This window comes from Roseibium polysiphoniae (genome assembly GCF_014842925.1).
Classification (GTDB): domain Bacteria; phylum Pseudomonadota; class Alphaproteobacteria; order Rhizobiales; family Stappiaceae; genus Roseibium; species Roseibium polysiphoniae.
On record NZ_JACYXJ010000004.1, the window covers coordinates 12215 to 24373 of the forward strand.

Annotated in this window: 12 protein-coding genes; 1 reads left to right on the forward strand and 11 read right to left on the reverse strand. The window is 55.4% G+C overall.

The genetic code is table 11. The features are described 5' to 3' along the window. Positions 1–4 precede the first annotated feature (4 nt). From IG617_RS10325 to IG617_RS10370, 10 genes are all read right to left on the reverse strand, one after another. Positions 5–526, reverse strand: coding sequence for an arsenate reductase (azurin) small subunit (locus tag IG617_RS10325; RefSeq protein WP_192109170.1), 522 nt, complete (start codon positions 524–526; stop codon positions 5–7). Between the two features lie 152 nt (positions 527–678). Further along, positions 679–2019, reverse strand: a complete 1341-nt coding sequence (locus tag IG617_RS10330; RefSeq protein ID WP_192109171.1) for a sigma-54-dependent transcriptional regulator — start codon at positions 2017–2019, stop codon at positions 679–681. After that, positions 2009–3460, reverse strand: a complete 1452-nt coding sequence (locus IG617_RS10335) for an ATP-binding protein (RefSeq protein WP_192109172.1) — start codon at positions 3458–3460, stop codon at positions 2009–2011. The genes IG617_RS10330 and IG617_RS10335 overlap by 11 nt, the downstream gene beginning before the upstream one ends. Further along, positions 3457–4347, reverse strand: a complete 891-nt coding sequence (locus tag IG617_RS10340; protein WP_192109173.1) for a substrate-binding domain-containing protein — start codon at positions 4345–4347, stop codon at positions 3457–3459. Before IG617_RS10340 ends, IG617_RS10335 begins: the two co-directional genes overlap by 4 nt. A gap of 587 nt (positions 4348–4934) precedes the next feature. Further along, positions 4935–5252 carry a hypothetical protein gene (locus IG617_RS10345; protein WP_192109174.1) on the reverse strand — a complete coding sequence of 106 codons (318 nt, stop codon included), beginning with the start codon at positions 5250–5252 and terminating at the stop codon, positions 4935–4937. A 174-nt stretch (positions 5253–5426) separates the two neighbouring features. After that, on the reverse strand, positions 5427–5765 hold the full coding sequence (locus IG617_RS10350) for a slr1659 superfamily regulator (protein WP_192109175.1): 339 nt from the start codon (positions 5763–5765) through the stop codon (positions 5427–5429). Positions 5766–5798: 33 nt separating this feature from the next. After that, entirely contained in the window at positions 5799–6338 is a 540-nt protein-coding gene (locus IG617_RS10355) for a DUF6272 family protein (RefSeq protein WP_192109176.1), read from the reverse strand. A 9-nt stretch (positions 6339–6347) separates the two neighbouring features. Beyond that, on the reverse strand, positions 6348–8741 hold the full coding sequence (locus tag IG617_RS10360; protein ID WP_192109177.1) for a SpoIIE family protein phosphatase: 2394 nt from the start codon (positions 8739–8741) through the stop codon (positions 6348–6350). Continuing rightward, the gene (locus IG617_RS10365; RefSeq protein WP_192109178.1) at positions 8738–9916 is read right to left on the reverse strand and encodes a class I SAM-dependent methyltransferase; all 1179 of its coding nucleotides are present in this window, start codon (positions 9914–9916) and stop codon (positions 8738–8740) included. The genes IG617_RS10360 and IG617_RS10365 overlap by 4 nt, the downstream gene beginning before the upstream one ends. Beyond that, entirely contained in the window at positions 9913–10434 is a 522-nt protein-coding gene (locus tag IG617_RS10370) for a ubiquinone biosynthesis methyltransferase UbiE (protein ID WP_192109179.1), read from the reverse strand. The genes IG617_RS10365 and IG617_RS10370 overlap by 4 nt, the downstream gene beginning before the upstream one ends. A gap of 288 nt (positions 10435–10722) precedes the next feature. Between IG617_RS10370 and IG617_RS10375 the strand changes: the two genes are divergently transcribed. Continuing rightward, positions 10723–11661, forward strand: a complete 939-nt coding sequence (locus IG617_RS10375) for a PP2C family protein-serine/threonine phosphatase (protein ID WP_192109180.1) — start codon at positions 10723–10725, stop codon at positions 11659–11661. A 25-nt stretch (positions 11662–11686) separates the two neighbouring features. On the opposite strand, the gene IG617_RS10380 is transcribed toward IG617_RS10375, so the two are convergent. Further along, entirely contained in the window at positions 11687–12121 is a 435-nt protein-coding gene (locus IG617_RS10380; protein ID WP_192109181.1) for an ATP-binding protein, read from the reverse strand. Positions 12122–12159: the final 38 nt, after the last annotated feature.

The following is a 12159-nucleotide window of genomic DNA, read 5'->3' on the forward strand; positions in this document are numbered from 1 at the left end:
CCCCTCAAAGCACGTTGGACAGGCGTCCGTACAGCAGCTCATCCACGCCGTCCGCGTAGATATCGCCGTTGTCATCGACGCGGAGCGTGTATTGCGGCAGGTTCTGGGTTGCATGACCCCAAGTCTGCTGGCCACCCGCTTCGCAATCGAAGACCGAGTAATGACCCGGGCAATTCAACGTCCGGCGGTCGGCGTTGTAAGACATCGGATAGCCCTTGTGCGGGCAGATCGTGGAGAACCCGACGATGTCTCCATCTGGTCCGGCGCCTCCCTCGACAGCCCTGCCGAGCTTCAGCAGGACGCCCGGGGCGTCTTCATCCGGATAGGAAACATCGAATGGAACATTTTCTGATAGGTCCGACAGGTTCGCCAGTCGATTGGCCGGGTATTCGACCCGTGCGAGGCCCGCGGCTTTCGCCTGCTGTGCTGGAAATGCGGCTGCGGTCGCGGCACCGGCTGCGGCAAGACCGCCGCCTTTCAAAAACTGGCGCCGGCCGACATCGGCCATCTTTGTACACCGTGACATGGTTTCTCCTCCCTGGGTTTCAAGTTCACCGAGCAAGGAGCAAACCTCGTGCCACGACGTTTAGCTAAACGATTTCAATATCCAAGGCCGATTCACCCGGGAAGCCACTGGCGAAATGTTCGGGTTTCCGAACATGGTGCAACGCCGAAGGTTCAGTTTTCCGAACGCTCGGTCTTGATGCCGAGACGCGTCATTTTTTCCCAAAGCGTCGTTCGGGAAATCCCGAGAAGACGCGCCGCTTCCTGGATATGCCCGGAGGTCTCGGCCAGCGCGCGCACGATCTGGCGGCGTTCAGCGTCATCTCTGATCTCGGAAAGTGGAGCGAAGCCGATGCCGGGGCCGATACTGCCAGGCCTGTCTGGAAACAGGTCCGCGGGCATCAGCCATTCGCCAGCGGCCAGGGCCACACCGCGTTCCACGCGATTGCGGAGTTCTCGAACATTGCCGGGCCAGTCATAGCCAAGCGCGGTCTCTTCTGTGAGTGAGGAAACTCCACGCACAATCTTGTCGTGCCTTTCAACTGCCTCGGCCAAAAAGATTGCCATCAACCGAATGATATCCTCCGGTCGCTCCGAGAGCGGCGGTATGTCGACCGGCAGGACGGCTATGCGGAAATAAAGATCACTGCGGAAACCGGCGTTGCCGGAGCCGTCGGTGAGCTTCCGGTGGGTTGCCGTTACGATCCTCGCGTTGAAGGGCACAATTTCTTCGCCACCGACACGATGAAAGCAGCGGTCCTCGATCAGTCGTAGGATCTTTGCCTGAAGAGGAAGCGGCATGTCACCAATCTCATCGAGAAATAGCGTGCCGGAACCTGCTCTTTCCGCATAGCCGAGATGTCGTTTTGTCGCTCCGGTGAATGCACCTTTCTCGTGGCCAAAAATCTCGCTTTCCAGCAGGTCCGGGGGGATCGCAGCACAATTGACGGCCATGAACCTAGCATCCTCGCCGTTTCTCAGGTTGTGCAGATAGCGCGCTGCGATCTCCTTGCCGGCCCCTGTTTCTCCGGTGATCAGGACCGGCAGGTCGGAGCGCGCAAATTGCCTCAACAGGGCAGCGATCTTTCGCATCGCAGGCGAAACGCCAAGCACGGTATCGCCGTCAGGCGCCGGAGTGCGATTGCGCGCGTTGTCCCGGATGCGCGAGAGAAAGTCATCGAAACCGAACGGCTTGGTAACGTAGTCGGCCGCTCCGAGGCGCATCAGGCGCACGGCCTGGCCGATTTCGCCATAACCGGTGATGAAAATGACCGGCGGGGTGGACCTTTCACCAAGCAGGTTGCGGTAAATCTCCTCACCGTCCATGTCGGGTAGCCGGATATCGCACAGCACAAGATCCAGGTCCGCAAGCTTACCGGAGGAGGCAAACAGAGCTTCCTGACCGGTCTGCCACCAGCGAACGGCACAGCCTTCCAGCTCAAGACGCTGGACGAGCGAGCCGCCCATCACGGGGTCATCCTCAATGAGACCAATAGTCAGACCGTCAGGCCGCATCGCTTACCTCGTATTTCGTCCGGGGGATGGAAAGGCATATGGCCGTATTCGCGTTCGCACTGCCCGAGACAGTCACGCCAGCACCAAGTTCATCGGCTATCTCGCGGACAATCCAGAGGCCGAGACCCTTGCCTTCCCGTAGTGTCATCTTTGTGCCCGCTGTAAGGACGGTTGCTTCAGCTTCCGGAAGCCCGCTGCCTTGATCGGAAACGGTGATTGCCAAGGCGTTTGGGTTCACTTCGACACGCAGTCCGATGCGGCCACAGTCCGGTGTTGCGGCGGCCGCGTTCAAAAGAAGGTTCAAGATGGCCTGGCGGATGGGACCAGCCGGCCATGCAGGCTCTGGAGAAAGCGCTCCCTCCATATGGAAGTCGAGTAACTGCCGCCTACGGCGCAATTCCGGGCGGACCAGCAGCCGTAGGTCGGCAATGTCGGACTCTTCAAGCGGGCGCGCGAGGCGCTCAGGCCGGTAGGTCGCCAGCGCCGCCTCGACAACGTCCCGAATACCGTGCAGGCCCCGTTGAATCAGGTCGATCGAGGTTTGCCGCACGTTGCTCCGCTCACCATGAAGGCGCAGCGTATCAACAGCATTGATCAGGCCGCCAAGTGGGTTGTTGATCTCGTGCGCCATACCGGAAGCGAGCCGCCCGAGGCTCGCGAGTTTTTCCTCCTCCGCCAGCTGGCTCGCAAGGGCCTGCCTTTCGGTCTCCGAGTTCACAAGTTCGTTGTAGGCACGATAGAGGCTTGCCGCCTCTGTATTGGTTGCAAGGAACTCGCTCTCCCCGATGACGGTCGCGGATCCGGCTGCGGCCTGGATCATATGGGTTTCAAGAACCTGCATCGGCCGGATCATGCGTCGGACTGCAACAAACCCGACGCAGCCGAGCAACGCAGTGATCAGTGAATTCGTCGCCAGCAGGGTTACGAGTATCTGTTGGCGCTCTTCCAGCAGGGAGGTGACATCAAAAATCGCGTAGACCGTCCCGACCACGGTATTCTGGTACGCGATCGAGCGGCGGATGTAGCCGCTGCGTGTCTGCGGATCGATCACGACATTGGGTCCGTCAAATTTCGCCGCAAATTTTCCGTCCAGCGGTCGCAGGGTCTCGCGGGTCATCGGATTGCTGGATGCCAGCACCAGCCCGGCCTTGCCGGTGACCACAGTCTCGATTGGCAGGATGTTCTCCGCCGACGGTTTCATCCGCTCGATGCTGTCGAAAATCTCCCAGCTGTCCTCGCGCAAGACCGACGGCGTGATCGAGGCGACAATCCCGTCGAGATAGGCGGACGCGAGCCCCTGTAGATAGACCTCTTGGGTCTTGGAAAGACGATCCAGCACGCGTTCGGAAATCACCGCGGATATTGCCACCATCAGCATCACGACCATCACCGGAACGCGGATCGTCAGCGGAACACGGCGGAAGCGCGTCAAGAGACTCACAAGACCCCTCGCAACATGTTGTATTTTGCAGCGATGCCGCTGAACACAAGTGGATCCGGAGCTTCGAAACCGGACAGCCGCAGCATGGACAAAACACTCTGTCCGTCGGGTGATTTAGACATCGAGACAAGCGCGTTCCGCAACTCAAGAATTCTCGGGGAATATGCAAGGCTCTTGCTCGTGGCTATCGGCGGAAAGCCGAGCCATTCGGACTTTCGCAGCGGCCGTGTCCGTGCGACCAGTTCGGGCTCGATCTCGCGCAACACCTCCCAGACGTAGCCGTCCACGCTTCCCGACTGGGCAAGTCCCGAAGCGACGGCCCGGATAACGTTTCGATGGCCGTAGGTGAACAGCGTCTTTCGGAAGAAGCTGTCCGGGTCCAGCTGCCGCTCGAACAGCAGCGTTCTGGTCACCAGAAAGCCGGAATTCGAATCCGGATCGGAGAAGGCGTGAATATCGCCTTCAAGCTCCGGCAAGTCCTCGGCTTTCCGGTCCTGAGAGACAATCAGGTAGGAACGGTAATAAGGTTGGCCGTTCCAGTCCGGAACAGCCACGAGTTCCAGCTTGTCACGATAGTGGACATAAGGGTAACCGCAGATCCAGGCCGCATCCAGCCGACCGGACAGAAGCAGGGCCGTGATTTCCTGATAGGTCCGGCGGGTGATCAGCTCGACATCATAGCCCGTCACCCGTTCAAGGAACGCCTGAAGTGCATGCAGAAGTTCAAGATCGTTGGTCAGGAAAACCGGTGTCAGCCCGAACCGGATCCTGTCGGACTGAGCTCTGAGCGCCGGCGCGGCAAGCGTTGTCGCACAGCCGGTGGCCCAGCCAAGAAACGATCGGCGCGTAACTTTATTGTTTACGCCGCGCAATGATGCTGCACACAAAGCCTCTCCTCCCGTTTCTCCCGCTTCGACCTTAGCGGAAACGGTGATTGCTTGCCATCAGGAAGGATTGTGCGGTGCATGACGGATGGCCTTTTCAAACAGGGCCGCCCACGTTGTCGTTTCCACAGATGTAGCCAGTTGCCGATCGCGATCGTGGAACAGATGCGCGCCAGCGGCTCGTCATCGGCACGCCCCTGTGCCTGCCAACCCTGTGTAGTTCGATGCTGGCCCGGATCACGCAGAGCCGGCGTTCAGAGACTTTCGTTCAATTGCAGACAAAACCGATGCAACCGCGGCGATGCGAAGGTCTCAGAAGTTGGGCTTCGCCGGTGCTTCGCAGTTTCCGATAGGATAAACACCACTTGGTGTTGAGCGACCGTGTTTAAAGTCTCGGTGTGATCATGCCCCCGGCAGCCAAATCATAAAAACCCCCGCTCGGAAATCCGACGGGTTTTTTGCGTTTGTGGGGAGGTGAGGGCAGAAAACCTTCACAGCGAGAGCCAGATGCTCGCGGGTATAGGATCTGAATAGTGCGCGAATGGTGCATTGGCACCTGGCAACCCCCAGTTCGGCGCCAAAAAAATCCCTTATCGAACGACGCTCGAACAATAGGCAAGGGACGCTTCTGCCTGGTCTTTTTCGGCGAGAACCTCAATCCAGCGTATGTCGCCCTCGGCCGTGGTTCTGAGGGCCAATTGGCATTCGCGATCGCTTGCCTTGCGTTTCTGGCGCGCCGTCTTTTTGTTGATGGAAGACCAGTAGTAGTAGAGTTCTTTGTTATCGACCGTGGTCGTGCTGCCAGGTCTGTCGCCGAAGGTTTCAGGCTCAACCGGAATTACCTGGCTCGGCGGCCCGAATTCATGAAAGAAATTCGCGGAGGGTTGACCTTCAAAGCTGCTTTTCAAGATTGGATTCTTGTCTGACGTATTGCAGCCTGCCACTATCAGACAGGCGAAAAGACTGCATGTTGCCCGCAATGTCTTCGCCTCGCCTGTTCATCCAAATCCAGCTACAGATTGATCCTAGCGATCCAAACGAGCAGAAGCGAGGCTACTTCCTGCGCAGGCGCTCAGGGCTCGTCAGGAAATGGTCAACTCGAGTGCCGGATGCAGCCGCTGCAAGTTCTTCAGGGATTTGGACTGCCAAGGAACCGCCTTCGATCCGTTCACCCGGATCGAAATATCAGGCTGCTTCCGCACCTCGATTGTAAACTTGGCGAGAAGGTTGATTCCCGAGCTGTTGAGAAACTCAAGCTCGGTCAGGTCCAGCGTGATTTCGTCAGGCTTGGACTGAAGGACGTCATTCATGAGGGACAGGATGGGTGCGTAGGCGTCGGTACCCGAAAGCCGCATGGTGCCCTCGTAGTGGATTTTCGTACCCTCAATCCAAACACGGTACTCTTTCGTGCTGATTTCCATGTTTGACCAAAGCCTCTGAAGTATGGGGTTGAACTACGAAAGTGTGAGCGCTGCGACGGTGGCAAGACGAACCTGGGATTGTTCGGGCACCTTGTCAAAAGCCCATCCCAAACGAGCGTCATAGTCGTTCATCAAAGTCAGCAGCCCAAGACCAGATCCGCCCGACGACATGTCCATCGCATTTTGTTCGATCTTCTCCAGAAGCAGCTCACCGGGGTCCCGGGAGAGAAGCTCTGAAAGAACCTCCTGAAAACGCTCAGCAGTGTCAGAGTTTACCGTGTTCGTGATGCAGATTTCAAAACTGTTCATTTCAAGTGAACCGGTAATGACGATGTCGTCCGTGTAGCGAAATTTGATAGCGTTTTCAAGAATTTCATTGATCAGGTAGTTGATGCTGTGGTGGGCGTCATTGGCATCAATATCGGAATCGCAAGCTTTGCTGAAAAATTCGCTAATGAAATCAGACGTCGTGCCGCAATGGTGCCAACTCAAATCAATTGCATCGGAAGAAATAACAATGCGGATGCTCTTCGCATCGGCACTGTTGGAGAGCGTCGGGGTTCCAAACTGCATCGGCCTAAATCACCTGTGCTTTAGGACTACGAGAGTGATGTCGTCGTAGACCTTGTGGGCGCCAATATGGCTCCTGAGGTCGCTAATGATGCCCTCTGTGATCTGCTTTGCCGTCTCCCCGCGGTACTTCTGGGCGCTTTCGCAAAGCCGTTCGAGGCCAAAGTAGTCGCCAGCATCATTTTCAGCTTCAGTGACGCCGTCGGTATGAAGAATAAGAACGTCATCGCGCTCAAAGGCGAGGTCTCGGGTCGACACGAAGTCAGCGATATCGGATTCCAGCCCCACGGGGAACCCGAGGTCCATGGTGTCGATCTGTTCGATCTCGCCGTTGCCCCTGATGATCAAAACATCCTCGTGCTGCCCGGAAAGGGTGACCTTGTCATCTGCGTAATCAACGAAGGCAAGCGTCAGGTGCTTGTCGGACTTGGTGCGCTCGATGTTCTTGAAGATCGTCCGATTCAGAACGTTGAGGAAGGCGATTGGATCCGTGTCGCCCTTTTCCTGCAGGGCGCGGGCGACGGATTGGACCATGAGCATCAATACGCCGCTTTCCAACCCATGCCCGGTGACATCGCCGATGCCGATCTTGATGCGGTTTCCATCGGCAAGAACGTCATAGTAGTCGCCGCCGACTTCATCAGCAGGTTCCATGTAGCCGACGATTTCGATCTGCGATATCTGCTCCAGTTCGCCGCGCCTGGGCAGAACCATTTCCTGGATGCGTTTGGCGACATTGAGTTCTGCGCCCATGCGCAGGTTCTCGGTCTGGAGCTTGCGGTTCAGTTCCACGATTTCGTAGTTGGCAGATTCCAGTTTCTTGGTCCGCTCCTCCACCAGATTTTCCAGGTTTTCCGTATGGAAACTGATTTCCTCAGCCATTCGGTTGAACGCGAGACCCACCGCGGCGACTTCATCGCGTGAGGGAATGCTGACGCGGACCGAATAGTCTTTATTTTGCAGGCTTCTCGCCGCTCCCGCAAGCGAACTTAAGCCCGCGGTAATCCGTCCGGAAATTGCATAGACCGCAATGAAGACGATGATCAAGCTGATAAGAAGTGCGGTTATCTGCCAATAGACGATCCGTGTTGTTGCCTCGGAAATCTGCTGCTGCACAGCGGTCAGAGATTCATAGATCTCCTGGCTTGAGACAACGAAACCCAGGGTCAGTGTCTCGCTGACGATTTTCTCGCCGTCCCAGAGGTTCGTGGGTTCCAGTCGTTTCAGGAGGATCAGATACGACTTTTCGATATCGCCCTCGGTCACCGTGAAATGATCTATGACGGTTCGATTGTCCGTCGGCAACTCCATCGACGCGACAGCTGGGTGGCGACTCTGATTGAGAAACCTGTTGATGCCGGTCACGCCCTGACCCTCAGAATCCATCGAAACGAGACCGAGAATTGCACCGCCTGCCTGGCTGGCTGCGATGACATTGCCATTGGATCCGGCAAGGAAGCCGAAACCCGTATCGGCGATCCGGACATTTTCAACCAGGTTGTTGAGCTGGTTCAATGTAATGTCAACGGCGGCCATGCCGGCGACATCAGACCTGTCCTGGGTCCATAGAGGCTGAAAGAAGCTGACGATCAATGCGCCCGTAATCGCATCCACATAGGGTGCGGTGGCGACAACATCGCGATCTACCGGCCGACTTGCAGGATCAACCAGCCACTGTTGCCAGCCTTCATAAACGCCCGGGAAAAAGAAGTCCCAAAAGTTTGACTCGTTGTGGCCAGGGTAAAGCTTGTCGAAGGTCTGCGCCTGTTCCGTGTAGGGGGTGGTCCGCATGATCGGACGATCCTTAGGACCCACATAGTACATCTGCAGCTTGGCCGCTCCCGAGGACATCAACTCAGGCGCAATCACATTGAAAGCGGAGCTGTCTTCGATTTGTTTTTGCACATCGGGGGTGGGCTGCCCGTCTTCGTCCAGGAGATAGCCCCAGACACTGACGACGGAACGACCGGGAAGGTTCTGCGTCCAATTCCCTTCTGGATTGTATTGAAGTCGATCGCCAAGCCTTGGATGGTTCTCGAGGGTGCTTCCGATCTTACTCTCTGCATCGGGATTGTCGATCAGGACCTGAAGTGAATTGCCCAGAACTTCCACCTCGGAATAAACCCGGTCGAGCATCAGGTTCGCGCGCAGGGCGGTGGTCTCGATATAGGTCTCAAGGTAGCCTTCCGTGGCCTCGGTCAAGCCCTGACTAACCTGCTCCGTCGCGTCCTTAGAAAGGCGCTGAACATTCCAGATCGAAATCCCGCCCCCGAGAAGCAGATCAAATGCCACCGCAGCGCCGACCACCAGAAGGAATTTTGCTCGGAAACTGTGACGGGAGAAGCTCCCGATCGCGATTGGATCAGAGACTGGCTCCGCGGGTATCGTTTGTTTGGAAGACGTCATTGGGGTTTTTGTCCAGATGCGGCCCAAATCGGCCATCCCGCGTAACCCTTGGGGTGTAAGGCTGCGAAAATATGATCCTGAAATCCTTGTTTCAAAATCCTGATGTCTTCAACGCTGTCGCCACGTTCGACGGCCATCTGGCCAGCATAGACATCTTCCCAGGATTGAATGATGTCCGCAAAGTCTTGCGGGTTGCCGTCGAGATTGGTGACCATGAAGGACTCGATCGAGATGTCAGAAAATCCGGCTTCAAGCAGGTATCGGCGGCTCTTGGGGCCCAGCTCAATGTCCATGTTGAAGTGGTCCCACAATCTGGCGACCTCGTTATAGGTTCTCTGAATTGTCTCTGACCGCGGTTCGCCAAGGCAATGAGAGTTCTTTTCGTTGGTGATGTAGACTCGACCACCAGGTTTGCAGATGCGGTAAAGTTCCTTGAGGATCAAATCGGGCCGGTCAAAAACCTGCAACGAATGCCGGCAGGTGACAAAATCGAACTGATTGTCCTCCAGAAGCATCTCAGATGCATCGCCATAGACATATTCAATGCCGCGGACGCCGAAGTCCTCAGCGACCTTCCTTGCATAGTTCAGACTGGATTTTGAGTGATCGAGTGCGATCAAACGACCCGGCTGGAATTCCTTCTGCATCAAGACCGCAAAATCCCCGATCCCGCAGCAGATGTCGGCCACATGCATGCCGGGCTTGAGGCCATGGCGTGGCAGAATGCTCTTCTCGTGACGCCATGTCAGTTTGGTTTGGGTCCTGAGAATTGGAATGAACCCGCCGTCCTCGAGAAACGACTGACCGGGGTAGAACTCATTGTCGTATTCATTGATCGTTATGTTCGGCGCGATCTTCGCCAGCGTCGAGAACTTTCGGGTCGACCAGCCCAAGACACTTGATGTGGTGACGTGAATTTTCAGATCAGGCCGGTCGCCACTGGTTTTGACTATCCGCTTGGCAATCGCGTGGAAGGCCACATTGTTCATGCGCACCAAACGTTTGACATTCAGGTAGAAGTTTCCGGTGACGTTTGAGATCGAAGCTTCAAGGCTGTTAATACAGTCGGCCAGTTCGTCGATCTTCTGAGGACGGAAAGACCCGAAGAGCGAGAACTCCTGATCGTTCTCGTTAAATTGATAGTTAAAGGCTGGGCTTCTAGCTTCAGTATTCAATTTTCAGGTTCCTCAAGCGCGAGATCAACCGTGAGACAAACGCTCTCGTTACCAAGCTTTTTTAAAGAAATACTTGCATTATAGTCGATTGCGAGTTCGAGCAGTCCAAGATTTTTGTCCGGGGCGCTCTCGGAAAATAGCTCCGCCATATATGCCTCTTCCGCATTGTCCGCATGCGCCAGGTCGATTGCCGATTGGAAAAAACTGGCGGCGCTGCCATCGCACGGGAGCGTAAGTTCGATACGGTCAATTTCGTCACATCGATGAAGTGCACAGAGCAGAGTGCCTTTTTCAGCTCGCGCGTGGAATGCTGTCTCCATAATTTCATTCATCGCGGATGAAAACAGATTGGCAAATCGCAAGGAGTCCTTGCGGTTGTGACTGATCATGCGCGAGGCATAACTCGATATCTGGTCACAATGAGCCCAATCGGACCCAAACTGTTGTACATCCATGTCGATTTCCAGCAGCTGTTTAAAATCACGCTGACTGGGAACTGATTTCAGGGAACTTGTCATTGTAATAGTCCCGTAAGACACATCCGGTGAGGTAACTCTATGCGTGGGATGATTGCAGATTGCTTAAAATGAAGGGGCTAATAACTCCATGGAATCAGAAGTATATTGCGTCACGCACCGCAGCAATGAATTATATTGATTTAACAGCATTATGTCACATGAGCGGATCTTTTATATCGTATCCCTCACAAGGTAGGCGGTTTTCCAGAACGCAGTGAAATAAGGTAGGAATCATATTGTCTCAAACGTATGTAAATTCGTGCCTTCAGCCAGAGTTGTTTTATTGAGATGAGTGACAAAAGCACTGAAGCTGCCGCACTTGAAAGCGATCCTAAGCATGGCGCGGACTCATCGGAGTCGGCCATCAGGGCCGAGCTGGAAGATCTGAAAGCGGAGCACGCGGACCTGAAATTGCTCTATGAGGCGATGATCGAACATGGCGAGGCCGTTGAAGACCAGCTTGCCGAAAATAATATCTTGCTGCAAGAGACGCAGAAGAGGCTGGAAGCCGAGCTGGCAGATGCCGCAAACTACGTGATGTCGATCCTGCCTGATCCGCGTGAGGAAGCCCCGCGAGCGACCTGGTCGCTTGTTCCCTCCACGGAGTTGGGAGGCGATTCTTTCGGCTATCACGATATCGATGACGATCACTTCGCAATCTATCTCATCGATGTGTGTGGCCACGGCGTTGGAGCAGCGCTGCTCTCTGTGACGATCATCAATGTGCTGCGCGCCGGCGCCTTACCGACCACTGACTTCAAGAATCCCAGCGAGGTCTTGTTTCGCCTCAACAATGCGTTCCCGATGGAACGTCAGAACAATATGTTTTTCACGATCTGGTATGGCATCTATCAGAGATCAAGCCGCAAATTGACGTTTGCCTCAGGGGGGCACCCAGCCGCGATTCACCTCAGGCCGGCAAGTGACGGCAAAGTTCAAAACCATCTCCTTGGCAGCGAGCAAGGCATGGTCATCGGCGCAATTCCGGACATGGATTTCGACGCAGACGAATTTGTTCTGCAGCCCGGTGACCGGCTACTGGTTCTCAGTGACGGGACCTATGAAGTTGAGAGCCCGGAAGGCGATGTTGTTTCTCTTGCAGATCTTGCTGAATACGCCTCAGGCCTCAGCGGGCATTTGCCGGATGAGCTTTATAATTGGATCAGGGGCCTCAACAGCGACAGCCCGCTGCCAGATGACTATTCTATGGTTCAGCTGACGTTCTAAGGCCGAACTTCGCTTCTCATTTCGACTATTCGTCGTCGGTGTTCAGGTCCACTGTAACAGTGGTGATGTTTGCGAGGCCTTGCCTCCGACTTTCAACTTTCTTGGCAAGTTGATGAACCAGAAACAGTCCGAGCCCGCCAATCCGATGATCTTCTATCGCATTCTCTTGGTCAGGACCGTCTGGTGAGGCTGCGCTGTCGAATTCGACAGCGTGATTTCGAAAGACGAGGCTTATCTCTCCCTCAGCCAAGGAAATATCCAGCGCGATTTCGTCAGATCCCTCATCGGGGTAGCCGTACATGACCGTGTTGGAGAAAAGCTCTTCTGAAATTAAGAGGATTGATCGGCGTGTATAGTCGGGGACCGCGAAACTCGAACAAAAACCTTCAAGAGCCTGGTAGATTTGAGGCAGCTCTTCGAGCGTATTTCCCACAATGACCTGAGTGAATGCAGTCGCCATAGGTTTTCATCCAGCCATGTGCAGGGTTTCTTGGAAAC